Source organism: Bradyrhizobium dasycarpum (assembly GCF_042019905.1).
Classification (GTDB): Bacteria; Pseudomonadota; Alphaproteobacteria; order Rhizobiales; family Xanthobacteraceae; genus Bradyrhizobium; species Bradyrhizobium japonicum_B.
The window spans coordinates 4,993,503-5,019,810 of record NZ_CP169574.1; the positions used below are offsets into that span (position 1 = coordinate 4,993,503).

Below are 26,308 nucleotides of genomic sequence, written 5' to 3' on the forward strand. Positions count from 1 at the left end.
TTTTCGCGGCTCAAAGCACGATATGCGGGCCAACAATCCCAGACCACCTTGAGTCCAGACGAGTTCGAGAAGAGAGCCGATGACCGATCGAGACCGGCAACCCGAAGACGCGGCCGCGCCGACTGGCGAGCCCGTGGCGTCAAAGCCCTACATCATGCCCGACGATCCCGAGCCCGGCTCGGTCGAGACCCTGCAGAAGGAGGTCGCCGAGGCGCGCGATCGCATGCTGCGGACGCTGGCCGAGATGGAGAATTTGCGCAAGCGCACCACCAAGGAAGTCGCTGACGCCCGCCTCTACGGCATCACCGGCTTTGCCCGCGACGTGCTCGACATCGCCGACAATCTTCAACGCGCGCTCGACGCCGTTCCGGCCGAGGCGCGTGCCACCGCCGATCCCGGCCTGACCTCGCTGATCGAGGGCGTCGAGCTCACCGAGCGCGCGCTGCATAGCGCGCTGGAAAAGCACGGCGTGAAGAAGCTCGATCCGCAGGGCCAGAAGTTCGACCCGAACTTCCACCAGGCGATGTACGAAGTGCCCGATGCGTCGGTGCCGTCGGGCACCGTGGTCCAGATCATGCAGGCCGGCTACACCATCGGCGAGCGCGTGCTGCGCCCGGCTCTGGTCGGCGTCGCCAAGGGCGGCGCGAAGCCAGCGGCTGCGGCGAACAACAACGAATCGAGCAGCGCGCCGAACTGAGTTCTGCCGTCATTCCGGGGCGATGCGAAGCATCGAACCCGGAATCTCGAGATTCCGGGTTCGGCTCTTCGAGCCGTCCCGGAATGACGGAAGGATAGCGCGCTGCTTTACGCACTCACCGCGATATCGGCGGACTGGATCCGCTTCACGCGGGCCTTGGCCATATCGGCCCACGCCTTGGCGAGCGAGCCCTGGGTGTCGATGCCGCGGCAGGCGTCTTCCACCACATAGACCTCGAAGCCCGCCTTGCGCGCATCGAGCGCGGTCCAGGCGACGCAGAAATCCGTCGCGAGCCCTGCGACGAAGACGCGCTTGATCTTGCGTCCCTTCAAATATCCGGCAAGGCCCGTCGAGGTCTTGCCGTCGGCCTCGAGGAAGGCCGAATAGCTGTCGACGTTCTTGTGAAAACCCTTGCGGATGATGAGCTCGGCGTGAGGAATGGCGAGGTCCTTGGACAGCGCCGCGCCGTCGGTGCCCTGCACGCAATGATCGGGCCACAGCACCTGCTTGCCGTAGGGAAGGTCGACGGTCTCGAACGGCTTCTTGCCGGAGTGGACCGAGGCGAACGAAACGTGGCCTGGCGTGTGCCAGTCCTGCGTCATCACCACGTTGGCAAACGCCTTCGAGATCTTGTTGATGACGGGCACCACCTGCTCGCCGTCCTTCACCGCGAGGCTGCCGCCCGGCAGGAAGCAGTTCTGCACGTCGATCACGAGCAGCGCGGAGGTCTCGTCAGGTTTGATCGGTGCCGCTGCAAAGAGTGCACTCGGCGCCAGCGTCGCCAGCGCCGTCGTTCCAACCATTGCCAAGACTTGTCGCCGATCCAGCATCGTTCGCCTCCCCTGAAGGTGATCCAACGGGAGCGAAGCCTAGTTCCGTTCGTATACGAACAGAAGCCCGAAAATGCAGCCGACGTTGGTGAGGGGTTGGGCTTGAGCCGCAGGCTCGGTGCACCTCTCCCGCTTGCGGGAGAGGTCGGCGCGCGAAGCGCGGCGGGAGGGGGTTCTATCCTCTGGGGGATTGTCCCATTGAGGAGACACCTCTCCCAGCCCTCCCCCGCAAGCGGGGGAGGGAGCGCATCTCGTTCGTAGATGCAGCTACCCCTTCGGCTGAATGCCGTCGCGCACGGCGCGGAAGCGGGTGAAGGCGGCCTGCCACTGGTCGCGCGGGGCGCTGGCGATGATGCGCAGCGAAGCGCCGCCGCTCGAGAAGCGAATCCACTGCACCACCGTCACCGGCGTCTTGTCCTTGCCGCTGACGCCGTCGATCCGGGTCTCGAAGCCTTGCTGGCCGTTGATGCGGATCGGCTCCGACATGGTGACGCGGGATTCGCGCACGCCGGGGATCTGCAGCGCGGCCTCCTGGGCGAAGCGGGCGCGGTCCTCGGCGACTTGCGGAGTTGCGCCGATCAGGCCGAGGATCATGAACGGCTTCGATTCATAGCCTGCGCTCTCATTGCCGTCGGCGAGGATAATGCTGGCGCCCGGCGCCAGCGTGCGGATGTCCTTGAAGTCGGCGAGATCGGTGATCTTGAACGGCATCAGCGCGATCTGCTCCTCGGCCGAGACCTGCCTGCGGGTGGTGGCGGTCGCGAACATCTGCCGCACCGCCTCGTCGGTGTAGATCTTGGTCGCATTCTCCGGGACCTGGACCGCGACATAGCCCGAGAAGCCGGCGCCCGGCACGATCATCGAATAGCGCTTCACCGGGGTGTCGCCGGCCTTGCCGGTCTCGGTGGTGAAATAGGCAAGGCCGGCGGGGGTCTCGACCTTGTCCTGCTTGATGCCGTTCGCTCCGGCCGGATTGGAATTGAAGGCGCTCACGACCTCGCCATAGGCGGCCGGCGGCAGCTCGGTGACCAGCACCTTGACGCTGCCGTCCTCGCTTTCGAAGCCCGGAAAGGTCTTGGCCGTGTTGAGGCCGACCAGCGGCACCATGCCGAGACGCAAGCCGGGCGGAAACACGGCGTCGGCGGCGACGGCCGGAAGCGCGGAGGCGGCGAGAAGGGCGAGCGCGGCGAGGGGGCGGATCAGCTTCATGGGCACTCTGATTGGTTCACATTGAGGCCGTTCGATGGTCGGCCGCCGGGCCGCTTTGTCGCGCGGGGCGGCATTGGCGGCTGCCTGGCCGGTCCGCCTTTTAGCGGGTTTGGGCTTGCGGCGACAGGGCGGAGGGGCCCGCGGCAGCGGGGCTTGCCGAAGCCTGAACCTGTTAATAATTCCTCACCCGCAAGTGCGGTGAAGTCCGGATATGATCTTCCAAAACCCGATGTTTTAGCTGCAGAAACGTTGCTTCGGTCCTTGCGGGCCCCTCCCCCCCTCCTATATGAGCCTCAATCATCGCAATATCGCGGATGTTTGATCTTAGGGGTTTCGGTTTGGGTGCCTTCTGGGCCCAGCCAACCTGCCGCAAAAAGAAGGATATCAGGACCATGGGAAAGGTCATTGGGATCGACCTCGGCACCACGAATTCGTGCGTCGCCGTGATGGATGGCAAGAACGCCAAAGTCATCGAGAATTCCGAAGGCATGCGCACGACGCCCTCGATCGTCGCCGTCACGGACGACGGTGAGCGTCTCGTCGGCCAGCCGGCCAAGCGCCAGGCCGTTACCAATCCCGAGCGCACCTTCTTCGCAGTGAAGCGCCTCATCGGCCGCCGCTACGACGACCCGATGGTCGAGAAGGACAAGAAGCTCGTTCCCTACAAGATCGTGAAGGCTTCCAACGGCGACGCCTGGGTCGAGGCCGACGGCCAGACCTACTCGCCCTCGCAGGTCTCGGCGTTCATCTTGCAGAAGATGAAGGAGACCGCGGAAGCCCATCTCGGCCAGAAGGTCGACCAGGCCGTCATCACCGTTCCCGCCTACTTCAACGACGCCCAGCGCCAGGCGACCAAGGACGCCGGCAAGATCGCGGGCCTCGAAGTGCTGCGCATCATCAACGAGCCGACCGCGGCCGCGCTCGCCTACGGCCTCGACAAGACCAAGGCCGGCACGATCGCCGTCTACGACCTCGGCGGCGGCACGTTCGATATCTCCATCCTCGAGATCGGCGACGGCGTGTTCGAGGTGAAGTCGACCAACGGCGACACCTTCCTCGGCGGCGAAGACTTCGACATGCGCCTCGTGGGTTATCTCGCCGACGAATTCCAGAAGGAGCAGGGCATTAACCTGCGCAACGACAAGCTCGCGTTGCAGCGCCTGAAGGAAGCCGCTGAGAAGGCCAAGATCGAGCTGTCCTCGACGACGCAGACCGAGATCAACCTGCCGTTCATCACCGCGGACCAGACCGGTCCGAAGCATCTGACGATGAAGCTCACCCGCGCCAAGTTCGAAGCGCTGGTCGACGACCTCGTGCAGAAAACCGTCGAGCCCTGCCGCAAGGCGCTGAAGGATGCCGGCGTGACCGCCGGTGAGATCGGCGAAGTCGTGCTGGTCGGCGGCATGTCGCGCATGCCGAAGGTCCAGGAAGTCGTCAAGCAGCTGTTCGGCAAGGAGCCGCACAAGGGCGTCAACCCGGACGAAGTCGTGGCGATCGGCGCTGCGATCCAGGCCGGCGTGCTCCAGGGCGACGTCAAGGACGTGCTGCTGCTCGACGTGACCCCGCTGTCGCTGGGCATCGAGACGCTGGGCGGCGTGTTCACCCGCATCATCGACCGCAACACCACGATCCCGACCAAGAAGAGCCAGGTGTTCTCGACCGCCGAGGACAACCAGAACGCGGTCACCATCCGCGTCTTCCAGGGCGAGCGTGAAATGGCGGCCGACAACAAGATGCTCGGTCAGTTCGACCTGATGGGCATTCCGCCGGCTCCGCGCGGCATGCCGCAGATCGAGGTGACCTTCGACATCGACGCCAACGGCATCGTCAACGTCTCGGCCAAGGACAAGGCCACCGGCAAGGAGCAGCAGATCCGCATTCAGGCCTCCGGCGGTCTGTCGGAAGCCGACATCGAGAAGATGGTCAAGGACGCCGAGGCCAATGCCGAGGCGGACAAGAAGCGCCGCGAGGCCGTCACCGCCAAGAACGAGGCCGATGGCCTGGTGCATTCGACCGAGAAGGCCCTGGCCGAGCACGGTTCGAAGGTGGCCGAGAGCGAGCGCCGCGCCATCGAGGACGCCGTCAGCGACCTCAAGGAAGCGCTGAAGGGCGACGACGCCGAGGCGATCAAGGCCAAGACCAACACGCTGGCCCAGGCTTCGATGAAGCTCGGTGAGGCCATGTACAAGCAGCAGGCCGAGGCCGACGCCAAGAAGGACGCGGCCAAGGACGACGTCGTCGACGCGGAATTCACCGAGGTCGACGACGACAAGAACAACAAGAAGTCCGCTTAAGCCCCGAGAGGGTGATGATGCGGGCGACTTGGACCCCACGCGCACCAACGGCCTCCTCCCTCGCGGGGGAGGCCATGGTGTCGGGCTCTGCGGGACCGATACCCGCAACGATCGATCAATTCCCAGCCGTTATGCTGAACGCCGTCGTGCCGGCTTCCGCCGCGAGGCGGAAGGGCGCTTATGTCGTCGCGCAGCGGCATCGTTTCGCTCCGACTTGATTCGCGATTGGATAGACCGAGCTCATCATGTCCACGTCCACCAAGCGCTGCTATTACGAGACTCTCGAAGTCGAACGTGACGCCGACGAATCCAAGCTGAAATCGTCGTTCCGCAAGCTGGCGATGAAGTTTCACCCCGACCGCAATCCCGGGGACGACACCAGCGAAATCAAGTTCAAGGAAATCAACGAGGCCTACGAGGTCCTGAAGGACAAGGACAAGCGCGCCGCCTATGACCGCTACGGCCATGCCGCTTTCGAGCAGGGCGGCGGCGGCGCCGGGTTCGGTGCGGGCTTCGCCTCCTCTTTCTCCGATATTTTCGAAGACCTGTTCGGCATGGCCGGGCAGCGCGGCCGCGGCGGCCGCGAGCGCGGCGCCGACCTGCGCTACAACATGGAAATCACGCTCGAGGAAGCCTTTGGCGGCAAGACCGCGCAGATCGAGATTCCGGTCTCGGTCACCTGCGAGGCCTGCTCCGGCATCGGCGCCAAGGCCGGCACCAAGCCGAAGACCTGCTCGACCTGTGGCGGCGCCGGCCGCGTGCGGCAGTCGCAGGGCTTCTTCACGCTGGAGCGGACCTGTCCGGGTTGCCAGGGCCGCGGCCAGATGATCGAGGATGCCTGTCCGTCCTGCTCGGGCCAGGGTCGCGTCACTCGCGAACGCACCTTGTCGGTCAACATCCCCCAAGGCGTCGAGGATGGCACCAGGATCAGGCTTGCCGGCGAAGGCGAGGCCGGGGTCCGCGGTGGCCCGCCCGGCGACCTCTACATCTTCCTGTCGCTGGCCCAGCACCAGTTCTTCCAGCGCGACGGTGCCGATCTGCATTGCCGTGTGCCGATCTCGATGGTGACGGCCGCCCTCGGCGGCGAATTCGAGGTGCCGACCATCGACAAGGCCAAGGCCAAGGTGAAGGTGCCGGCGGGGACCCAGTCCAACCGCCGATTCCGCATTGCATCAAAAGGCATGCCGGTGCTGCGCTCGCGCCAGATGGGCGACATGTACGTTCAGGTCGTGGTCGAGACGCCGCAGAACCTCACCAAGAAGCAGCAGGAATTGCTGGCCGAGTTCGAAAAGCTGTCCTCCGGTAACACTCAGCCGGAATCCGAGGGCTTCTTCGCCAAGGTCAAGGATTTCTTCGGCAGTCGGGCGAGTTGACTTGGCTTGACCGTATCGCCTTCGGCCTATACGTCTTTATGACCATTTTCTGACACGCCGCGGTCCCGCGGTCCCGTCCGGTCCAGACATGCCATTGCCATCGTCCGCGCGTGCGTTGAAGAAGCCTCGTCTCGACGACGAGGTGCGCTTTCTCAGATCATGGATCGAAAAGCCGCTGCACATGGGCGCGGTGATGCCGTCGGGCAAGCTGCTGGCCCGAACCATGGCCCATTACGTCGATGTCGATTCGGACGCGCCCGTGGTCGAACTCGGGCCCGGCACCGGGGCCATCACCTCCGCGCTGATCGAGCGCGGTATCGACCAGAAGCGGCTCGTTCTCGTCGAATACAATCCCGGCTTCTGCGCGCTGCTGCGCGACCGCTATCCGCAGGCCAAGGTGGTGCAGGGCGATGCCTATCGCCTGCGTGACACGCTCTGGAACGTGCTGAGCGCCCCCGCCTCCGCCGTCGTCTCCGGCCTGCCGCTCGTGACAAAACCGATGCTGACGCGGCTGCGGCTGATCCGCGATGCCTTCACCGCGCTGGCGCCCGGCGCGCCGTTCATCCAGTTCACCTATGCGGTGGTGCCGCCGATCCCGAAATCGCTTCCCGGCGTGTCAACAGAGGCTTCGGAACGGATCTGGATGAACCTTCCGCCGGCCCGCGTCTGGGTGTATCGCAAGGACTAATTCCGCCCGCTTCCTTCTCTGCGCGGCGGGCTGGTTTCGCCGAACGTATGGAAGCGGATGTCCGCACCCAGGATCCTGATCATTCCCGGCTCGCTGCGCACCGGCTCGCACAACGCGAAGCTGGCGGCGGTCATCGCCTATGAATTCGCCAGCGCCGGCGTCGACGTCACCCGCATCTCGCTCGCCGATTTTCCGCTGCCGATCTACGACGGCGATCTCCAGGCCAAATCGGGCGTGCCCAAGCACGCGATCAACCTCAAGCGCATGATCGGCGCGCATCACGGCGTGCTGTTCGTCACGCCCGAATACAACGCCTCGGTGCCGCCGCTGCTCAAGAACGCGATCGACTGGGTCAGCCGCGTGCACGAGCTGCACGAGGCGCGCGGCGAGGTGTTCCGCAACCGCGCCTTCGCGCTCGCCGGCGCGTCGCAGAGCCGGCTCGGTGCGGCGCGCGCATTGCAGGCGCTCAGGCTGATCCTGACCTCCTGCCATGCCAATGTGATCGCCAGCCAGCTCACGCTCGCCTTTGCCGATCAGGCTTATGACGATATGGACAGGCTCAAGAACGAGGGCGATATCGCCGCGTTGAAGGAGCTGGTCGCGCAATTGATCGACATTTCCCAACGCATGATGTGAGGTGACATGACGCCAGCCGAGATCGCTCCGAAGGACCGCCTGATCGTCGCGCTCGATCTGCCCAGCGTCGATGCCGCGCAGGCCATCATCGACCGTCTCGGCGACAGCGTCACCTTCTACAAGATCGGCTATCGGCTCGCTTATGCCGGCGGATTGCCGCTGGTCGGCAAGCTCGCCGACAAAGGCAAGAAGGTCTTCCTCGATCTCAAGCTGCATGACATCGGCAACACCGTGAAGCAGGGGGTCGAGAGCATCAGCAGGCTTGGCGCCACCTTCCTGACCGTGCACGCCTATCCGCAGACCATGAAGGGCGCGGTCGAAGGCCGCGGCAATTCGAGCCTGAAGATTCTCGCGGTCACGGTGCTGACCTCCTACAACGAGGACGACCTGCATGCGGCCGGCTACCGGCTCGGCGTCTCCGAGCTGGTCGAGGCCCGCGCGCAGCAGGCGCAGGTGCTCGGCATCGACGGCCTGGTCTCCTCGCCGGAGGAGGCCGGTGCGTTGCGCAAGATCGTCGGCCACCAGATGCACCTCGTCACGCCGGGCATCCGGCCGGCAGGTTCGGCAACCGGCGACCAGAAGCGCATCATGACGCCGGGCCGCGCGATCGCCGCCGGCGCCGATTACCTCGTGGTCGGACGGCCGATCGTGGAGGCCACCGATCCCAGGGCCGTCGCAGACGCCATTCAGGCCGAGATTGCGCAGGCGCTTGGAGCATGATCCGGAAACGCGTGAAGCGGTTTTCCGATCAGATCGTGCTCAAATAGAAATTACCTCAACAACACAGGGAGAAGAACCAATGGCAAGGGCTACTGGATCGGACGGGTCGATGTGAACAATGACGAGGGCTACAAGCCCTACGCCGTCGCCAACGGTCCGATCTTCAGGAAATGGGGCGGCCGCTTCGTCGTCCGCGGCGGCAAGTTCACCACCGTCGAAGGTGCCAGCCGCAACCGCAACGTCGTAATTGAATTCCCGGACTACGAGACCGCGCTCGCCTGTTACAACTCGCCGGAATACCAGGCCAACATCAAGGTGCGCCAGCCGCACTCGGTCGCCGATCTCATCATCATCGAAGGTTACGACGGCCCGCAGCCGCAGGACGGCTGACGGGACGCCGTCATTCCGGGTTCGGCTCTGCGAGCCGCCCCGGAATGACGATGAACGTGCCGCGCTTGACCCCCTCGGTTGCCGGAACTGCCTCCCCCGCTACAAGTGCGGCGAAGAGGATCACACCATGTCCGACATGCGCTTGATTGTTGCTGGGGCCGGCGGCCGGATGGGCCGCGCGCTGGTGCGGGCGATTTCCGAGAGCAAAGGCGCGGTGCTGGCCGGCGCGCTGGAGGCCCCCGGCTCGGAGCTGCTCGGCAAGGATTCCGGCGTGCTCGCCGGCCTGCCGGCCAACGACATCAAGCTCTCGGCCGATCTCTGGGCGATGTCGAAGGAGGCCGACGGGATCCTCGATTTTACCGTACCGGCCGCGACCATCGCCAATGTCGCGATCGCCGCCGAACGGGGAATCGTCCATGTCGTCGGCACCACCGGGCTGTCGATGTCCGACAACGCCGTGATCAAGAGCGTCACCAACCGCGCCGTCGTGGTGCAGTCCGGCAATATGAGCCTCGGCGTCAACCTGCTTGCCGCCGTGGTCAAGCGTGTCGCCAAGGCGCTTGACCAGAGCTTTGACATCGAGATCGTCGAGACTCATCATCGCATGAAGGTCGACGCCCCCTCGGGCACCGCGCTCATGCTGGGCCAGGCCGCAGCGGCCGGCCGCGGCATCACCCTCGACGACCATTCCGAGCGTGGCCGCGACGGCATCACCGGCGCGCGCAGGCCGGGCAATATCGGTTTCGCCTCGCTGCGCGGCGGCACCGTCGCCGGCGATCACAGCGTCACCTTCCTCGGTCCGTTCGAGCGCCTGACGTTGTCGCATCAGGCCGAGGACCGCATGCTGTTCGCCCATGGCGCGCTCAAGGCGGCGCTGTGGGCGCATGGCAAGGCGCCGGGGCATTACTCCATGGCCGACGTGCTCGGCCTGTCCGACATCTGAACCGGAGCATGATCCGGACCCGGAGGGCCGCGTTAGCGCAAAGCGTGAAGCGGTTTTCCGATCAGATCATGCTCAAACAACAACCGTAACGGAAAGCAGTCAATGAGCGAACGTCTTCTCGTGCTCGTGCGCCACGGCCAGAGCGAATGGAATCTGAAGAACCTGTTCACCGGCTGGAAGGATCCCGATCTCACCGAGCTCGGCGTGAAGGAAGCCACGGAAGCCGGCCGCAAGCTGAAGGCACAGGGCCTCGTGTTCGACGTGGCCTTCACCTCGGTGCTCACGCGCGCGCAACACACGCTCGACATCATCCTCAACGAGCTCGGCCAGACCGGTCTGCCGACCTCGAAGAACCTCGCGCTGAACGAGCGCGATTACGGCGATCTCTCCGGCCTCAACAAGGATGACGCCCGCAAGAAATGGGGCGAGGAGCAGGTGCTGATCTGGCGCCGTTCCTACGACGTGCCGCCGCCCGGCGGCGAAAGCCTGAAGGACACGCTGGGCGCGCGCGCTGCCCTATTACGTGCAGGAGATCCTGCCCGGCGTGCTCAACGGCAAGCGCACGCTGGTCGCCGCCCATGGCAATTCGCTGCGTGCGCTGATCATGGTGCTGGAGAAGCTCTCGCCCGAAGGCATTTTGAAGCGCGAGCTCGCCACCGGCGTGCCGATCATCTACCGCCTCAATGCGGATTCGACCGTGGCGTCGAAGTTGGATCTGGCGGACTGATAGACGCCGTCATTCCGGGTTCGATGCTTCGCATCGCCCCGGAACGACATTGAATGAATCACTGCAGCCCCAGCTGCCCGGCTTCCCAGCCCAGCATCGCCTGCTTGCGGGTGATGCCCCAATGATAGCCGGTGAGGGTGCCGCTCTTGCCGAGCGCGCGGTGGCAGGGCACGACGAACGACACCGGGTTCTTGCCGACCGCCGCACCGACGGCGCGCGAGGCCTTCGGGCTGTTGATGTTGCAGGCGATGTCGGAATAGGACACCGCGCGGCCCATCGGGATCTTCAGCAGCGTCTCCCACACCCGCACCTCGAAGTCGGTGCCGATCATCACCACGCGCAGCGGCTGGTCCGGCCGCCACAGCCGGGTGTCGAAGATGCGCGCCGCCAGCGGCGCGGTGCCTTCGTGATCCTCGACATAGGTCGCGTTCGGCCAGCGCCGCGTCATGTCGGCGAGCGCGATCTTCTCCTCGTCGTGGTCGGCGAAGGCGAGCCCTGACAAGCCGCGATCGGTCGCGATCACGATCGCGGTGCCGAACGGGGAGGGATGAAAGCCGTAGCGCAAAATGAGGCCGGCGCCGCCGTTCTTCCATTCGCCCGGCGACATCGCTTCGTGCGTGACGAAGAGATCGTGCAGCCGGCCCGGGCCCGACAGGCCGGAATCCAGCGCGGCGTCGAGAATGCTGGCGGAGTCCCGCAGCAAGCCCTTGGCGTGGTCGAGCGTCAGCGCCTGCATGAAGGCCTTTGGCGTGATCGAGGCCCAGCGGCGGAACAGATGGTGCAACTCATCCGGCGTGACGCCGGCCGCGTCGGCCATCGCCTCGATGGTCGGCTGCGCGCGCCAGTTTTCCGAGATGAAGGCGATCGCCCGGCGCACCGAATCATAGTCGCGCAGCGCGGCGTTCTGGGGGCCCGGCTTGGTCAGGCGCTGGTCATGTATGGCGAGTGTCATCATGGCCGGAAATGTAGGAGAGGGGCGGGTGGGAAACCACCCGATTTCCGATGCGACATCAGCGGATCGGATTGTAGGTCGGCCCGCGCCTGGCGGCATTGAGCGCTTCAATCAAGCCTTTGTAAAAACTTGCTTTTTCCTCTGGTCCCAGAAACCTCGCGATCTGGATCTGGCGGCCGCGCGAGATCAGATAGAGATGCTCGATGCCGAAGTCCTCGTCGACCTCCAGATCGATCCGGACCCAGAGCGGATTGAACGTCCATTCGGCGACCTGGCCGCGATGGCTGATGCGCTTCACGCGCAGTTCGGAGGTGGTGACCGTAATCTCCTCACGGGCGCGGGCGGTGCGGAAATTGGCCTTGAAGGCCCACCACACCACGAGCACGTCGAGGCCGAAGAAGCCGAGCACCGGCCAGGCCCCCTTCATCAGGAAGGCGAGGCCCGTGGCAAAGCTGACCACGCTCAGGAACAGCATCACGGCGAGGAAGCCGGTGCGGTTCAGCGAGCGGTGCGGCGTCAGCAGCGCAGAGAAGATCTGCACCTCGCGCGGATCGGGATCGCCGTGCTCAATTTCGTTGCCTGCGCTCATCGTCCGTCAGTATATCCCGATCATGGCGAAAATCACCCGCAAGCCGGCCCCGCACAAAGCGCCCGTGCCCAAGCAGAAGGCAAAGGCCGTCGCAGCGAAGCCCAAGCCCGTCAAGACCAAGCCCATCAAGACATCGGCTCCGGCGAAAAAATCGCTCAAGGCCACCAAGCCCAATTCCTCGAGACCCTGGACGCCGGCCGAGGTCTACGACGCCTTCAGCCGCTTCCGCAAAGCCAATCCGGAGCCGAAAGGGGAGCTCGAGCACGTCAATCCGTTCACGCTGCTGGTCGCCGTGGTGCTGTCGGCGCAGGCGACCGATGCCGGCGTCAACAAGGCCACGCGCGCTCTGTTCGAGGTCGCCGATACCCCGCAGAAGATGCTCGACCTCGGTGAGGAGCGCTTGCGCGACTACATCAAGACCATCGGCCTCTACCGCACCAAGGCGAGGAACGTGATCGCGTTGTCGGCAAAGCTGCTCAGCGAGTTCGGCGGCGAGGTGCCGCGCACGCGCGCTGGGATCGAGTCGCTGCCCGGCGCCGGCCGCAAGACCGCCAACGTCGTGCTCAACATGGCCTTCGGCGAGCACACCATGGCGGTCGACACGCACGTCTTCCGCGTCGGCAACCGCACGGGGCTGGCGCCCGGCAAGACGCCGCTGGAGGTCGAGCTTGGTCTGGAAAAGGTGATCCCGGCCGCGTTCATGCTGCATGCCCATCATTGGCTGATCCTGCACGGCCGTTACACCTGCCTCGCCCGCAAGCCGCGCTGCGAGGTCTGCCTGATCAACGATCTCTGCCGCTGGCCGGAGAAGACGGTCTGAGCGACGGCGCCGTTACCGCATCTGCCGCGCCGGCGCGATCAGCTCCGGCCGCGGGCCCGACAGCCGCTTGTGCATGTGGACCATGAAGGCCATGGCGAAGATCGGCGTCGCCAGATTGACGATCGGGATCGAGACGAAGGCGGCGATGAACAGGCCGGCGGTGAAGATGGTCGCGGCATTGTCGCGCCGCATCGCCTTGGCTTCCTCCGGCGGGCGGAAGCGCATCGCCGCGAGCTCGAAATATTCGCGGCCCAGCAGCCAGGCCGTGGCGAGGAAGAAGATCAGGAAGCCGGCGCCGGCGAACAGCACCAGCGGCAGCGCGGCGAGATAGATCAAAATCGTCAGCAGCGCGGTCTTGATGCCCTCGAGCATGGCCTGGCTTAAAGGCAGCGCGACACCCGGCTGCTCGGCGGGATAATGCTCGCGCTCGACGATGTCGGCGACGTCGTCGACGAACAGGCTCGCCACCAGCGAGGTGATCGCGGGCATCAGGAAGATGCCGCCGAACACGACGCCGAGGCCCGCTGCGATCGAAACGATCCAGGAGAGGATTTCGATGGACGAATGCCAGCCGGGTCCGAGCAATTCCTCCAGCCAGACCGCCCCGGAGGTTGCGAACCAGCTGAGCAGCCGCTGCAGGCCGATCGCAAGCACGATGATCAGCACCAGCGCCAGCCCGATCGATCGCCACAGGATCGAGCGCATCGGCGGCGAGATCATTTGCGACAACGCCTTGATGGCGGCATCCAGCATGGGGCACCCTTTCACGAAACGACCTGCGAGAGGTAGACACCCAACGCGGTTTCGGCAAGGGAGGAGCTTGTCCAAGACACGGCCGTGTCCCGGACGCGGTGCAGCGTGCAACGCTGCTCCGCAGAGCCGGGACCCATTAGCTTGCCGCGAGATGGGCCCCGGCTCTGCAGCGCACCGCTGAAGAAGCGCTGCGCTGCGTCCGGGGCACGCAAGCCGCAAACCTAGTCGTGCCGGTGCCCGTGCTTCCGCGCTTTCGCCGGCTTGCCATCCCCGGTCGGGATCATCACCACGCGGCCGTAGCGGACGCCGCGTTCGGCGATGATGTGGTCGGCGAAATGCTTGACCTCATCCGCCGACCCCTTCAGCGCCGTCATCTCCATGCAATTGTTGTCGTCGAGATGAACGTGCAGTGTCGCCAGCGCGAGGTCGTGATGGCCGTGGAACTCCTGCACCAAGCGTTTGGACAGATCGCGGGCGGCGTGGTCGTAGACATAGACGAGACCGGCCACGCATTGGCCGGTCTGCGCGGTATCCTCCGTGCTCTGCTGCAGGCCGGCGCGCGCGAGGTCGCGGATGATCTCGGAGCGATTCTGGTAACCGCGCGCTGCCGCCGCCGCATCGATCTCCGCCAAAAGGTCGTCCTCGATCGTGATCGTAATTCGCTGCATCAGATGCTCCCGCCTTATGCCCCTGAACCGTAGCCCGGATGGAGCGAAGCGCAATCCGGGACGGTGCCCATAAGAGCGCAGACCCCGGATTTCGCTTGCGCTCCACCCGGGCTGCGCAGCCATCCCTACAGCTGCGTTGCGCGCAAGCGCAGCGCATTGCCGACCACGCTCACCGAGGACAGCGCCATCGCCGCCGCGGCGATGATCGGCGAGAGCAGCAGGCCGAAGGTCGGGTAAAGGATGCCGGCTGCGATCGGAATGCCGGCGGCGTTGTAGATGAAGGCGAAGAACAGGTTCTGGCGGATGTTGCTCATGGTCGCCTGCGACAGCTTTCGGGCGCGGACGATGCCGACGAGATCGCCCTTGAGCAGGGTCACGCCCGCGCTCTCCATCGCGACATCCGTGCCGGTGCCCATGGCGATGCCGACTTCGGCGGCGGCCAGCGCCGGCGCGTCGTTGACGCCGTCGCCGGCCATCGCGACGATGCGGCCGGCCTTTTGCAGCTTGGTCACCACCGCGCTCTTCTGGTCCGGCAGCACCTCGGCCTCGACCTCGGCGATGCCGAGCCGGCGCGCCACCGCTTCCGCCGTGGTGCGGTTGTCGCCGGTCAGCATGATCACCTTGATGCCTTCGGCAGCCAGCGCCCTCAACGCCTCCGGGGTCGAGGCCTTGACCGGATCGGCGATCGCGAACAGCCCGGCAAGCCGGCCGTCGACGGCCATGTTGATCACGGTGGCTCCGTCCTGGCGCAACCGCTCGGCCTCGGCGTCGAGCGCCGTGGTGTCGATTCCGATCGAGGCGAGATATCTGGCGTTGCCGAGCGCGATGGTCTTGTCGTCGACCTTGCCGGTGGCGCCCTTGCCGGTCGGCGAGTCGAAGTGCTCGACCTGGCCGAGCGCAAGCTGCTTCTCCTTGGCGGCACGCATGATCGCGTCAGCCAAGGGATGCTCGCTGGCGCGCTCGACGCTGGCCGCAAGCCGCAGGATGTCGTTTTCCGCAAAGCCGGCTGCCGGCACGATCGCGACCACCTTGGGCTTGCCCTCGGTCAGCGTGCCGGTCTTGTCGACCACCAGCGTGTCGATCTTCTCCATCCGTTCCAACGCCTCGGCGTTCTTGATCAGCACGCCGCCTTGCGCGCCGCGGCCGACGCCGACCATGATCGACATCGGGGTCGCGAGGCCCAGCGCACAGGGGCAGGCGATGATCAGCACGCTGACGGCGGCGACGAGACCGAAGGCGAGCCGCGGCTCCGGCCCGAACCAGGCCCAGGCGGCGAAGGCCGCCAGGGCGACGACGATCACGGCGGGCACGAACCAGCCGGCGACCTGATCGGCCAAGCGCTGGATCGGCGCGCGCGAGCGCTGCGCGTCCGCGACCATCTGCACAATCTGCGACAGCAGCGTCTCGCGCCCGACCTTGTCGGCGCGCATCACGAAGCTGCCCGACTGGTTCAGCGTGCCGGCAATGACCTTTGCACCGGTTTCCTTGGTGACGGGCATGGATTCCCCCGTCACCAGGGATTCGTCGAGCGAGGAGCGCCCCTCCAGGATGACGCCGTCGACCGGCACCTTCTCGCCGGGACGAACGCGCAAGCGGTCGCCGGCATGAAGCGTATCGATCTCGACCTCGTGCTCGCTGCCATCGGCGTCGACGCGTCGGGCGGTCTTCGGCGCCAGCTGAAGCAGCGCCTTGATCGCGCCCGAGGTGGCATCACGCGCACGCAGCTCCAGCACCTGCCCGAGCAGCACCAGCACGGTGATGACGGCGGCGGCTTCGAAATAGACCGCGACCGCACCTTCATGGGCGCGGAACGTGGCGGGGAAGATCTGTGGCGTGACGGTGCCGAGGACGCTGTAGACATAGGCAACGCCCGTGCCCATCGCGATCAGCGTGAACATGTTGAGGTTGCGCGTCAGCAGCGATTGCCAGCCGCGGACGAAGAACGGCCAGCCGGCCCACAGCACCACCGGCGTTGCGAACACGAGCTGGATCCAGTTCGACAGCGTCGGATCGATCCAGCTGTGGGGGCCGGCGAGATGGCCGCCCATCTCCAGCACCACAGCCGGCAGCGACAGCACGCCGCCGATCCAGAACCGCCGTGTCATGTCGGCGAGCTCGGGATTGGGCCCGGTCTCCAGGCTTGCGACCTCCGGCTCCAGCGCCATGCCGCAGATCGGGCAGCTGCCGGGACCGACCTGGCGGATCTCGGGGTGCATCGGGCAGGTGTAGATCGTGCCCGCGGGCATCTCGGGTTGGGGTGCCTTTTCCTTGGCGAGATATTTGGCGGGATCGGCCGCGAACTTGGTGCGGCAGCCGGCCGAGCAGAAATGGAAGGTCTCGCCGTGATGGGTGAGCTGGTGCTTCGAGGTCGCGGGGTCGACGCTCATGCCGCAGACGGGATCTTTGACCTTCGTGGCGCCCGCGCCAGCGCCATGCGCGTGATGATGAGCGTGGCCGCCGTGCCCGCCGCAGCAGGAGGACTCCGCCGGCTTAACCGCTGCCGCCTTGGCCGCTTCCGTCTTGGCTGAACACCCGCATCCGGAATGTCCGCCCGCGTCGTGATGATGCCCGTGTTCGTTCATTGCTCTGCTCCGGCGCCTGTATCGGGTCTTGCAACCCATACCCGGTAGGGGTATATAGGCCGCATGCGCAAAGACATCAAGGCATCTGTCGGAAAACGCCTCGGCCGGATCGAGGGTCAGGTTCGCGGCCTCTCGAAAATGGTAGAGGAGGACCGCTACTGCATCGACATCGTGACGCAGATCTCGGCGGTCCGGGCTGCACTGCGCCGGGTCGAGGAGGAGGTCCTGAAGGATCACGTCGCCCATTGCGTCGAGCACGCCATCGCGAGCGGCGACAAGGCCGATCAACGCGCGAAGATCGCGGAGCTGATGGCGGTGATCGGACGGGCGGAGCGGTAGGGTTTCACCATGTCGTCGCAAGAGCTCTGCAATGACGGCTGTTGAGACCCCGCGATCGCGCCTCACGCACAGCTGTCGTCCCTGCGAAAGCAGGGACTCATAACCATAGGCAGATGTTTGGCGACGGCTAGTCGTTCGGCACTTCTACCGCGGGCAATCGACAGATCACGCGACGACGGCGAGATTTACGCGGCGATCTCGCGCACATCTCCGGAGAGGTGGGCGCGATACGCTGCGAGATCGCTGAGCTGGACGAAATGCTCGGAAAAATTGGCGCCCATCTCCGCAGGCCGTGCACTCACTTCCTCAGCCGGAATCTCGTCCGGCGCCTCCTGGTCAATCGCTTCAGGAACGAGCGGCGGCGCACTGATCGCTTCTGGAAACACACTGAATGTGCCCGCTACCTCCTCGAGCGGCTTCTGCTTGTCGGCCCAGTGCAGCGCGGTGTAGTCGAACCCGTGCACGATGGTGGGTTTGACGACTTCGAAATAGGGCGAGATGTCGAAGTCGCGGGGCATGTAGAGCGATGAATCGCGGATGTGCAGGATCTCGCGGCGCGCGGCGCGGCTGCCGGCCTTGGTGATCTTCGGCAGGATCGGGTAACGCACGGCATCGAACGCCTGCGCGATCAGCGCCGAGCAGATGATCTTGGTCGGATCGCCCGAGCCGATCGCGATCATGCGACGCCGCCAGCGCTGCGGTATCGGCATCGGAAACAGATAACGCATCAAGTCGACGATGTTCTTGGTGTCGTAGCCGAAGCCGATGCGGTTGATCGCATAGCGGCAGACCGTGGTGCGATCCTCATAGGACAGCCCGACCGGGCGGCAGAGGCGGGTGTGATACGGGAAATATTTGGACAGCGGCGCGGAGGTGACGCCTTCGCCGATATTGGCCTCGATCAGCACATGCGGCTCGCCGTCGGGCTCCGCGGCGCCTTCGACCGGACCGACATAGAGCGCGGCATGCGACCAGGTCGACTGGGTCAGATATTTGATGATGCCGGAGATGCGGTTGTTGCCCTCGACCAGCAGCACGTCGCCGGGCTCGATGACGCCGCGCAGGTGCTCCGGGTCGCTCGGCGTGAACGGCTCGTAGCCCGGCACCTCCTTGGAGAGGTACGCGGCGATCAGCTTGCCGACTGAATCCAGAACCGTCCCCATTTCAAACTCCCCCACGGCCTTTTCCGGCCGTCTTTTTCCCTTCTCTATCATGGTCGAAACGTGTTGCAATTCGGTTCATCACTCCGTGAGGTCAAGCACGATTGATTCACCATGATGGTTGCCGTGCAACATCGGATGCGGCAAGGTTCGCTGACTGTTCCCGTCCGCCGCAAGTCCTCGGAAACCATGACATGACAATCACGCGCCGCGGTTTCCTTGTCGCGTCGGCGGCTCTTGCCACGGTGCCGGCCCTGCGCGCCAACGCGGCCGGCCTGCCGCGCGAGGCCGACATCGTCGTGGTCGGGGCCGGGGCCGCGGGAATCGCTGCGGCGCGGCGCATCATGGCGACGGGCCGCAAGGTGATCGTGGTCGAAGCGGCGTCCCAGATCGGCGGCCGTTGTCTCACCGATACCACCACTTTCGACGTGCCGTTCGACCGCGGTGCACGCTGGATGTACAATCCAGATACCAATCCGATGATCCGGCTGGCGCGCAATGCCGGGCTCGACGTGCTGCCGGCGCCGTCCGGCCAGAAGATGCGTATCGGCCGCCGCAACGCGCGTGCGGGCGAGACCGAGCAGTTCCTGGCGGCGCTGGTGCGCGCCAACCGCGCCATCGACGAGGCCGCGCGCAGCAAGCTGGATACTTCCTGCGCGTCCGTCCTGCCGAAGGATCTCGGCGACTGGGCGGGCGCGGCCGAGTTCTTGCTGGGCGCGGGCTTTGCCGGCAAGGACCTCAAGGAGCTGTCGGCGATCGACAAGGGGCGCGCGCAGGACCGCAATGCGGCGATCGCCTGCCGTCAGGGCCTCGGCACACTGATCACCAAGCTCGGCGAGCAGGCGCCGGTGGCGCTGTCGACGCCGGCGAGCCGAATCGCCTGGAGCAGCCGCGACGTCAGCGTGGAGACGCAAGCCGGTAGGATCGCCGCGCGCGCCGTCATCGTCACGGTCTCGACCAACGTGCTGACCTCGGGCGCGATCAAGTTCACGCCGGACATTCCCAAGCGCACGCTGGATGCGGCGGCAAAGCTCGGCCTCGGCAGCTACGATCGCATCATGCTGCAATTGCCGGGCAACCCGCTCGGCTTGTTGCGCGACGATATCCTGATCGAGCAAAGCAACTCGACGCGCACGGGGCTGATGTTCGCCAACATCGGCGGTTCCTCGCTCTGCTCCATCGATGTCGGCGGCGCGTTCAGCCGCGAGCTTTCCGAGCAGGGCGAGAAGGCGATGGCGGCCTTTGCCAGGGAATGGATCACAAAATTGTTCGGCAGCGAAGCTGCTTCTGCGGTGCAGAAGACTAGCGCCACGCGTTGGAACGCATCGCCTTACGTGATGGGCGCGATGTCGGCGGCCTCCCCCGGCGGTCAGCTCTCGCGAAAGGTTTTGGCGGAACCGATCGGCAACGTGTTCCTTGCCGGCGAAGCCACTCATGAGACGCTGTGGGGCACTGTCGACGGCGCCTGGGACAGCGGCGAGCGCGCCGCAGACGCCGCCTTGCGCAAGATCGGCGCGCTCAAGGACGACCCCGCCGACGTGCCGACGCAGTCGACGAAGAAGCGCAGGGCGCCGCGGCAATAGGGCAAACAAGCCGCCAAGGACTCCGCCGTCGTCCCTGCGTTCGCACGGACCACAGCGAGATAATCAGCGCAAAATCCCGTCTAGCACCGGCAGCCCCGCGATCACCGCCATCGCGATCAGCGCGTAGCAGATGCCGCGAAACACTTCTTCGCTGGCGCGTCCGAACAGCGAGGCGCCGAATGCGACGCCGGCTGCATAGACCGGGCCGACGATCAGCGACAGCGCCAGCGATTCGCGGCTGATCAGGCCGGTGGTCGCGTAACTGATCATCGAGAATAAATCGGAGGCGCCGAAGAACAGCACGATGTTGGCGCGTGCGACCATCGGTGCGATCGGACGGCCGAGCCAGTAGCCGACGATCGGCGGGCCGCCGGTCTGGGCGAGGCCGCTGCAGAAGCCGGAGAGCCCGCCGATGCCGACCGAGAGCCAGGCGTGGTCCTTGCCGCGATAGCGCCAGCCCGACAGCAGCAGAAGCAGCAGCGCGGCGACGAAGCAGGAGATGATCCAGCGCGTGGTGACGGGCTCGAGCACGCTGAGGAAATAGGTGCCCGCGGGCACGCCGATCAGCGCGCCCAGCACGATCACCGCGGTGGCCTTGCGGTCGGCCTTGCGCCATGCGTCGGGCAGGAGCGGCGCGGCCGAGACGAAATCGATGACGAGCAGGAGTGCCGCGACCAGCCGCGGCGCGGCGATGCTGCTCGCCAGCGGCATGAAGATCAGCGCCGCGCCGAAGCCGGAGAAGCCGCGCGCGGTACCCGAAACGAAAGCGACGGCGCAAAGCGCCATCGCGATGCTGAGGCTGACGTCCTTCGGGAGAAAGTCAGCAAGGGTCATGTTCTGCATTCTGGAGCATGAGGTCGTCCGAAAACCGCTTCAAACGCCTCGACATCATGCTCGCAGAGTGCCGCCGGTCTTCTTGGTCACCTCGGCCACGATCTTGGCGGCGACGGCGTCGATCTCCTGATCGGTCAGCGTCTTCTCGCGCGGCTGGAGCGTGACCGCGATCGCGATCGACTTCTTGCCGTCATCGATGCCCTTGCCCTCATAGACGTCGAAGACGTTGACTCCGGTGATCAGCTTCTTGTCGACGCCTTGCGCGGCGCGCACGATGTCGGCCGTCTTCACGGTGCGATCGACGATGAAGGCGAAATCGCGCGATACCGGCTGGAACGCCGACAGCTCGATCATCGGCTTGGCGCGGGTCGGCTTCTTCTTCGCCTCGGGAATGCGGTCGAGGATCACCTCGAACACGACAAGCGGGCCGTCGGCGCCGAGCGCCTCCAGCGCGCGGGGATGCACTTCGCCGAAATATCCAAGCACGTTCTGCGGCCCGATCTGGATCGTTCCGGAGCGCCCCGGATGCAGCCAGGACGGTCCACCCGCGACGATCTGCAGCGCCTGCATCGGCGCACCGGCCGCGGCCAGAACCGCCAGCGCGTCCGCCTTGACGTCGAACACGTCGACCTGCGCCGAGCCCGACCAGTGCCGCCCCAGACCTTCGGACGAAGCAAAGCCGCGACGAACGCCGCTTGCGGCCATGAACTGGTCCTGCGGGCGATCGCCCCTGAAGATCTGGCCGACCTCGAACAGCGCGACATCGCTCATGCCGCGATTGGCGTTCGCCTGGGCCGCCGCGATCAGGCCCGCGAGCAGCGTCGGGCGCATGTCGGAGAGATCCGACGCGATCGGGTTGGCGACTTCGAGCTCGCGCTGGCCGCCACCGAACAATTCTGCGGCGGCCTTCGTGATGAACGACCAGGTCACCGCTTCGATGATGCCGCGGCTTGCCAGCGCCCGCCTGGCGCGGCGGGTGCGCAGCTGAAGCGGCGTCAGCACCGGTTTGCGGGCGTCCTCGCCGCGCTCGAACGGCGTCATCGGCACCTTGTCGACGCCGAAGATGCGGACGATCTCCTCGACGATGTCGGCCTTGCCGTGGACGTCCGAGCGCCACGAGGGTACCGCCACCTTCACCACCGGGCCCGGGCCCGCCATCATGAAGCCGAGATGGGTCAGGATCCGCTTCATCTCGGCTTGGGGCACCTCAATGCCCGACAGGCGCTTGACCTCGGTGATCGGGAATTCGATCAGGCGATCGTCGCCAAAAGCCTTGCCGACCACGACGTTCTCGGACGGCGTGCCGCCGCACATTTCCATCACCAGCCTGGTCGCGAGCTCCAGCCCGGGCACCATGAAGGCGGGATCGACGCCGCGCTCGAAGCGGTAGCGCGCATCGGAATTGATGCCGAGCTTGCGGCCGGTCTGGGCGATGTTGATCTCGTTCCACAACGCCGATTCGATCAGCACGTCGGTGGTGGTCTCGTCGCAGCCCGAGGCTTCGCCGCCCATGATGCCGGCCAGCGACTCGACGCCGTGCTCGTCCGCGATCACGCAAATCGCGGGATCGAGATTGTAGGTGCGGCCGTCGAGCGCGAGCAGGCTCTCGCCGTCGCGGGCGCGGCGCACGACGAGATTGCCCTTCACCTTCTTGGCGTCGAACACGTGCAACGGCCGCGCACGGTCGTAGGTCATGAAGTTGGTGATGTCGACCAGCGCGTTGATCGGACGCAGGCCGATCGCGGTCAGCCGCTTCTGCAGCCATTCCGGCGAGGGCCCGTTCTTGACGCCGCGCACGAGACGAAGCGCGAAGCCCGGGCACAGCGCGGCGTCCTCCACCGTGACCTTTACCGGGCAGGGGAATTCGCCCTTGATTGGCTTGATGGTCGGGTCCTTGAACTTGCCCATGTCGGCGGCGGCAAGGTCGCGCGCGATGCCGTGCACGCCGGTGCAGTCCTGCCGGTTCGGCGTCAAATTGATCTCGATCACGGGATCGCCGAGCGCAGCCCATTCCGCGTATCCGGCACCGATCGGTGCATCCGCCGGCAATTCCATGATGCCGTCATGGTCATTGGAGATCTGCAGCTCGGCCGCCGAGCACAACATGCCGCGGCTCTCGACGCCGCGGATGGTGCCGATGCCGAGCGTGATGTCCTTGCCGGGAATGTAGGTGCCGGGCGGCGAGAACACGCTGACGAGGCCCGCACGCGCATTCGGCGCGCCGCACACCACCTGCACCGGCGCGCCACCGTCGCCGGTGTCGACCATGCAGACGCGCAGGCGGTCCGCATTCGGATGCTGCTCGGCCGAGATCACCTTCGCAATGGTGAAGGGCTTGAGCGCCTTCGCCTTGTCCTCGATGCTCTCGACCTCGAGCCCGATCATGGTGAGCTTGTCGGCGAGCCTGTCCAGCGGCTCGTCGGTGTCGAGATGATCCTTCAGCCAGGAGAGGGTGAATTTCATGGCTGCTTGTTCTCCACGGAGACGGTCTGCTCCCTCCCCGCTCGCGGGGAGGACTGGGGTGAGGGTTCTCTCCGCGATGATGGTCGCGATTGTTTCGAGAACGCCGCTACGATTGGTCATGACATCGAGATTGCTGAAGCGGAGCACCTTGAAGCCCATCGCCTCAATCACGGCAGAGCGACGCGCATCGGCGCGTTCGCCTGCATCCGAGAAATGTTGGCCGCCATCGAGTTCGATGACGAGCTTTGCGGCATGGCAGATGAAATCGGCGACGTAGTGATCGATCGGCACCTGGCGGCGAAAGCTGGCGCCGTTCAGGCGGCCGGCGCGCAGCGCTGACCAGAGGATACGCTCCGCATCGGTTGAATGGCGCCTGAGCGCGCGCGCATTGGCACGCAGCTTGGGCGATACTTTCCAATCCGGATGCTCGGGATCGACCATTGGCAGCCCCATCGCGGAGAAACCCTCTCCCCAACCCTCCCCCGCAGGCGGGGGAGGGAGTCCGACCTGTCGAGTGGGCGGAGAATACGTACCCATGAGACAAACGTCACCCCGAGCACGCTCCATCCATTCCCTCCCCCGCTTGCGGGGGAGGGTCAGGGAGAGGGTTGTCTCCGCAGAGGGAAAGAAGAGAATCGTCGCAAGCTCGCGCTGGAGACCGGCCATCACGAGCTCAGCCCTCCCGCCAGCGTCGGCACCTCCAGCGGCTTGAAGCCGTAGTGGCTCAGCCAGCGGACGTCGCTGTCGAACAGCTGGCGCAGGTCGGCGATGCCGTATTTCAGCATGGCGATGCGGTCGATGCCCATGCCCCAGGCGAAGCCCTGGTACTCGTCGGGATCGATGCCGCAGGCGCGCAGCACGTTCGGGTGCACCATGCCGCAGCCGAGAATCTCGAGCCAGTCCTCGCCTTCGCCGAAGCGGATCTCGCCCTTGTCGCGGCGGCACTGGATATCGACTTCCAGCGACGGCTCGGTGAACGGGAAGAACGAGGGGCGGAAGCGCATGTTGATGTGGTCGACCTCGAAGAACGCCTTGCAGAACTCGTGCAGGATCCATTTGAGGTGGCCGAGATGCGAGCTCTTGTCGATGACGAGGCCTTCGACCTGGTGGAATTGCGGCGTGTGGGTCGCGTCCGAATCGATGCGGTAGGTGCGGCCCGGGCAGATCACGCGGATCGGCGGCTTCTGGCTCAGCATGGTGCGCACCTGCACCGGCGAGGTGTGGGTTCGCAGCAGCATGCGCGAGCCGTCCTGCTTCGGATGGAAGAAGAACGTGTCGTGCATCTCGCGCGCGGGATGGCCTTCCGGGAAGTTCAGCTTGGTGAAGTTGTAATCGTCGGTCTCGATGTCGGGACCTTCGGCCACCGAGAAACCCATGTCCGCGAAGATCGTCGTCAGCTCGTCCCAGACCTGGCTCAGCGGATGGATGCGGCCGGCCTCGGCCTGAGCCTCGCGCAGCGGCAGCGTGACGTCGACGGTCTCGGACGCCAGCCGCGCATCGAGCGCCGCGGACTTCAGCACCTCGCGTCGTGCGGCGAGCGCCTCGCTGACCTTGTCCTTGGCCTGGTTGATCGCCGCGCCCTGCGTCTTGCGCTCGTCGGGCGACATCTTGCCGAGCGTTGCGAGCAGCGCCGAGATCGCGCCTTTCTTGCCGAGGGCTGCGACGCGCACCGCTTCGAGCGCGGCTTCATCGCCGGCGGCGGCGATCTGGTCGAGGATGGATGTTTCGAGCGTTGCGAGGTCGGACACAGTCAAATCCTTGGCTCCAAATTCGGCTGGGTTGTCGCCGCCGGAAGGGCGTAACGTCAAGCGAAAAGCCGGTGTTTTCGGGCTCCCGCCCGGCTGGGTTGAACCTCGCGCGGGGGCGGGCCACCAAGGGGGATATGAGGAGACCTTTCGTGCCTTCGAAATGCTGTTGGGCCGTTCTGGCGGCTGTTCTCTCCATCGCCGCTACCCCGGCGCGCGCCATGGTCTGCATGGATCAATCCATGACGCTGGACGAGGTCGCGGCCGCGATCAGCAGCCAGAAGAGCTGCGCAAGCGCGATGAAGGTGTTCAGGGATTGCCAACTGACCGCGAGCGGCGATGTCGAGCTCGGCGCCGCCGTCGAGAAGACGTGCGAGGCGGACTTCAAGCCCGGCCTCAGTGCCGCGCAGGCGCAGGCCTACAAGCGCGAGATGCACGCATGCGACGTCAAGTACCGGAACAAGTCCGGCACCATGTATCAGTCGTTCACGGCATTCTGCCGGGCGGAGGTCGCCCAGCGTTACTCGCAACGCGCGCTGCAGGCTGCGGGCCGGAAGGCCCGCTAGCGCAGGCCTCAGGCGGCGAGCGCAGCCTTGGCCTTCTCGGCGATGGCCTGGAACGCGGCGGGCTCGCTGATCGCGAGATCCGACAGCACCTTGCGGTCCACGGTGATCCCGGACTTGGCCATGCCGTCGATAAATCGGCTGTAGGTCAGGCCGAACGGACGGACGGCAGCGTTGATGCGCTGGATCCAGAGCGCGCGGAACGTCCGCTTCTTACGCTTGCGGTCGCGGAAGGCGTATTGCATCGCCTTCTCGACCGCCGGCTTGGCGGCGCGGATGGTGTTCTTGCGGCGGCCGTAGAAACCCTTGGCGGCCTTGTAGACTTTCTTGTGCTTGGCGTGGGCGGTCACACCGCGTTTGACGCGAGACATGACGAAATCCTTCAGAGATGACTTTGGTTATCGGATTGCCGCGCAAGACGCGGCATGTTGGCAATGATCGTGGACGCGATCAGGCGTTCGGCAAGAAGTACTTCTTGACGTTGTCGCCGTCGGTCTTGAACAGCACGCGGGTGCCGCGGAGCTGACGGATCTGCTTCTTCGTCCGCTTGATCATGCCGTGACGCTTGCCGCGCTGGGCGTGCATCACTTTGCCGGTGGCAGTCACCTTGAAGCGCTTTTTAGCGCCCGATTTGGTCTTCAGCTTGGGCATTTGGCTCTCCTAATGGCCACAGAGATCCGCCCGCGAAGGCGGCTGGCCGTCAAAAATGCTCGTTAGAGCGTTGATTGTGCTCAGGTTTTACGAACAAGC

The 26,308-nt window shown here is 65.5% G+C and carries 25 protein-coding genes and 2 pseudogenes; 13 read left to right on the forward strand and 14 right to left on the reverse strand.

What is annotated here, in order from left to right; translation table 11 throughout:
• Window positions 1-79 precede the first annotated feature (79 nt).
• Window positions 80-697 (forward strand): nucleotide exchange factor GrpE, encoded by a 618-nt coding sequence (grpE, locus tag ACETMP_RS23910; RefSeq protein ID WP_028133543.1) that lies wholly within the window; start codon window positions 80-82, stop codon window positions 695-697.
• 107 nt (window positions 698-804) lie between these two features.
• On the opposite strand, the gene pncA is transcribed toward grpE, so the two are convergent.
• Window positions 805-1,527: a bifunctional nicotinamidase/pyrazinamidase gene (gene pncA / locus ACETMP_RS23915; protein ID WP_375158106.1), complete on the reverse strand. Its 723-nt coding sequence runs from the start codon at window positions 1,525-1,527 to the stop codon at window positions 805-807.
• A gap of 267 nt (window positions 1,528-1,794) precedes the next feature.
• Window positions 1,795-2,736 (reverse strand): hypothetical protein, encoded by a 942-nt coding sequence (locus tag ACETMP_RS23920; protein ID WP_375158107.1) that lies wholly within the window; start codon window positions 2,734-2,736, stop codon window positions 1,795-1,797.
• Window positions 2,737-3,128: 392 nt separating this feature from the next.
• On the opposite strand from ACETMP_RS23920, the gene dnaK reads away from it, so the two are divergent.
• From dnaK to ACETMP_RS23960, 8 genes and pseudogenes are all read left to right on the forward strand, one after another.
• Window positions 3,129-5,030 carry a molecular chaperone DnaK gene (gene dnaK, locus ACETMP_RS23925; RefSeq protein ID WP_028133546.1) on the forward strand — a complete coding sequence of 634 codons (1,902 nt, stop codon included), beginning with the start codon at window positions 3,129-3,131 and terminating at the stop codon, window positions 5,028-5,030.
• 245 nt (window positions 5,031-5,275) lie between these two features.
• The gene (gene dnaJ / locus ACETMP_RS23930) at window positions 5,276-6,403 is read left to right on the forward strand and encodes a molecular chaperone DnaJ (protein WP_375158108.1); all 1,128 of its coding nucleotides are present in this window, start codon (window positions 5,276-5,278) and stop codon (window positions 6,401-6,403) included.
• 88 nt (window positions 6,404-6,491) lie between these two features.
• Window positions 6,492-7,091 carry a class I SAM-dependent methyltransferase gene (locus tag ACETMP_RS23935; protein ID WP_035712128.1) on the forward strand — a complete coding sequence of 200 codons (600 nt, stop codon included), beginning with the start codon at window positions 6,492-6,494 and terminating at the stop codon, window positions 7,089-7,091.
• Between the two features lie 57 nt (window positions 7,092-7,148).
• The gene (locus ACETMP_RS23940) at window positions 7,149-7,727 is read left to right on the forward strand and encodes an NADPH-dependent FMN reductase (protein ID WP_375158109.1); all 579 of its coding nucleotides are present in this window, start codon (window positions 7,149-7,151) and stop codon (window positions 7,725-7,727) included.
• 6 nt (window positions 7,728-7,733) lie between these two features.
• Window positions 7,734-8,447, forward strand: a complete 714-nt coding sequence (gene pyrF / locus ACETMP_RS23945) for an orotidine-5'-phosphate decarboxylase (RefSeq protein WP_375158110.1) — start codon at window positions 7,734-7,736, stop codon at window positions 8,445-8,447.
• A gap of 27 nt (window positions 8,448-8,474) precedes the next feature.
• Window positions 8,475-8,837, forward strand: coding sequence for a DUF1330 domain-containing protein (locus tag ACETMP_RS23950; protein ID WP_375161978.1), 363 nt, complete (start codon window positions 8,475-8,477; stop codon window positions 8,835-8,837).
• A 127-nt stretch (window positions 8,838-8,964) separates the two neighbouring features.
• Window positions 8,965-9,780, forward strand: coding sequence for a 4-hydroxy-tetrahydrodipicolinate reductase (gene dapB / locus ACETMP_RS23955; protein ID WP_375158111.1), 816 nt, complete (start codon window positions 8,965-8,967; stop codon window positions 9,778-9,780).
• A 102-nt stretch (window positions 9,781-9,882) separates the two neighbouring features.
• Window positions 9,883-10,507 (forward strand): annotated as a pseudogene (locus ACETMP_RS23960) (2,3-bisphosphoglycerate-dependent phosphoglycerate mutase).
• 58 nt (window positions 10,508-10,565) lie between these two features.
• Here the strand turns inward: ACETMP_RS23960 and ACETMP_RS23965 are convergent.
• Together ACETMP_RS23965 and ACETMP_RS23970 are read right to left on the reverse strand one after the other, a co-directional pair.
• A complete protein-coding gene (locus ACETMP_RS23965; RefSeq protein ID WP_375158112.1) occupies window positions 10,566-11,462 on the reverse strand; it encodes a methylated-DNA--[protein]-cysteine S-methyltransferase in 897 nt (298 codons plus the stop codon).
• Between the two features lie 55 nt (window positions 11,463-11,517).
• Complete coding sequence (locus ACETMP_RS23970) at window positions 11,518-12,048, reverse strand: DUF2244 domain-containing protein (RefSeq protein WP_375158113.1); 531 nt, start codon at window positions 12,046-12,048, stop codon at window positions 11,518-11,520.
• A 22-nt stretch (window positions 12,049-12,070) separates the two neighbouring features.
• Between ACETMP_RS23970 and nth the strand changes: the two genes are divergently transcribed.
• A complete protein-coding gene (gene nth, locus ACETMP_RS23975; protein ID WP_028133556.1) occupies window positions 12,071-12,868 on the forward strand; it encodes an endonuclease III in 798 nt (265 codons plus the stop codon).
• Window positions 12,869-12,880: 12 nt separating this feature from the next.
• Here the strand turns inward: nth and ACETMP_RS23980 are convergent, their stop codons facing one another.
• From ACETMP_RS23980 to ACETMP_RS23990, 3 genes are all read right to left on the reverse strand, one after another.
• Window positions 12,881-13,621: a sulfate transporter family protein gene (locus ACETMP_RS23980; protein WP_375158114.1), complete on the reverse strand. Its 741-nt coding sequence runs from the start codon at window positions 13,619-13,621 to the stop codon at window positions 12,881-12,883.
• Window positions 13,622-13,842: 221 nt separating this feature from the next.
• Window positions 13,843-14,289: a nickel-responsive transcriptional regulator NikR gene (gene nikR, locus ACETMP_RS23985; protein WP_257179073.1), complete on the reverse strand. Its 447-nt coding sequence runs from the start codon at window positions 14,287-14,289 to the stop codon at window positions 13,843-13,845.
• Window positions 14,290-14,414: 125 nt separating this feature from the next.
• Window positions 14,415-16,871 carry a heavy metal translocating P-type ATPase gene (locus ACETMP_RS23990; protein ID WP_375158115.1) on the reverse strand — a complete coding sequence of 819 codons (2,457 nt, stop codon included), beginning with the start codon at window positions 16,869-16,871 and terminating at the stop codon, window positions 14,415-14,417.
• 63 nt (window positions 16,872-16,934) lie between these two features.
• Here ACETMP_RS23990 and ACETMP_RS23995 point away from each other — a divergent pair, with 63 nt between their 5' ends.
• Window positions 16,935-17,210: a metal-sensitive transcriptional regulator gene (locus tag ACETMP_RS23995; RefSeq protein WP_063198826.1), complete on the forward strand. Its 276-nt coding sequence runs from the start codon at window positions 16,935-16,937 to the stop codon at window positions 17,208-17,210.
• Between the two features lie 185 nt (window positions 17,211-17,395).
• Here ACETMP_RS23995 and ACETMP_RS24000 read toward each other — a convergent pair whose 3' ends face one another.
• Window positions 17,396-18,373, reverse strand: coding sequence for a YiiX/YebB-like N1pC/P60 family cysteine hydrolase (locus ACETMP_RS24000; RefSeq protein ID WP_375158116.1), 978 nt, complete (start codon window positions 18,371-18,373; stop codon window positions 17,396-17,398).
• A gap of 191 nt (window positions 18,374-18,564) precedes the next feature.
• Between ACETMP_RS24000 and ACETMP_RS24005 the strand changes: the two genes are divergently transcribed.
• Entirely contained in the window at window positions 18,565-19,953 is a 1,389-nt protein-coding gene (locus ACETMP_RS24005) for a flavin monoamine oxidase family protein (RefSeq protein WP_375158117.1), read from the forward strand.
• Window positions 19,954-20,016: 63 nt separating this feature from the next.
• Here the strand turns inward: ACETMP_RS24005 and ACETMP_RS24010 are convergent, their stop codons facing one another.
• The 4 genes and pseudogenes from ACETMP_RS24010 to pheS all read right to left on the reverse strand — a co-directional run bounded on the left by ACETMP_RS24010 (window position 20,017) and on the right by pheS (window position 24,998).
• Entirely contained in the window at window positions 20,017-20,787 is a 771-nt protein-coding gene (locus ACETMP_RS24010) for a sulfite exporter TauE/SafE family protein (protein WP_375158118.1), read from the reverse strand.
• 54 nt (window positions 20,788-20,841) lie between these two features.
• Complete coding sequence (gene pheT, locus ACETMP_RS24015; RefSeq protein ID WP_375161979.1) at window positions 20,842-23,250, reverse strand: phenylalanine--tRNA ligase subunit beta; 2,409 nt, start codon at window positions 23,248-23,250, stop codon at window positions 20,842-20,844.
• 135 nt (window positions 23,251-23,385) lie between these two features.
• Window positions 23,386-23,916: pseudogene (locus ACETMP_RS24020) on the reverse strand (endonuclease domain-containing protein); the annotation flags it as partial.
• On the reverse strand, window positions 23,916-24,998 hold the full coding sequence (gene pheS, locus ACETMP_RS24025; protein ID WP_375158119.1) for a phenylalanine--tRNA ligase subunit alpha: 1,083 nt from the start codon (window positions 24,996-24,998) through the stop codon (window positions 23,916-23,918). The pseudogene ACETMP_RS24020 and the gene pheS, both read right to left, overlap by 1 nt.
• 239 nt (window positions 24,999-25,237) lie before the next feature.
• On the opposite strand from pheS, the gene ACETMP_RS24030 reads away from it, so the two are divergent.
• A complete protein-coding gene (locus ACETMP_RS24030; protein ID WP_375158120.1) occupies window positions 25,238-25,561 on the forward strand; it encodes a hypothetical protein in 324 nt (107 codons plus the stop codon).
• Window positions 25,562-25,569: 8 nt separating this feature from the next.
• Here the strand turns inward: ACETMP_RS24030 and rplT are convergent, their stop codons facing one another.
• Window positions 25,570-25,929 carry a 50S ribosomal protein L20 gene (gene rplT, locus ACETMP_RS24035; protein ID WP_028179126.1) on the reverse strand — a complete coding sequence of 120 codons (360 nt, stop codon included), beginning with the start codon at window positions 25,927-25,929 and terminating at the stop codon, window positions 25,570-25,572.
• Between the two features lie 79 nt (window positions 25,930-26,008).
• Window positions 26,009-26,209: a 50S ribosomal protein L35 gene (gene rpmI / locus ACETMP_RS24040; RefSeq protein ID WP_008539890.1), complete on the reverse strand. Its 201-nt coding sequence runs from the start codon at window positions 26,207-26,209 to the stop codon at window positions 26,009-26,011.
• Between the last annotated feature and the right edge of the window lie 99 nt (window positions 26,210-26,308).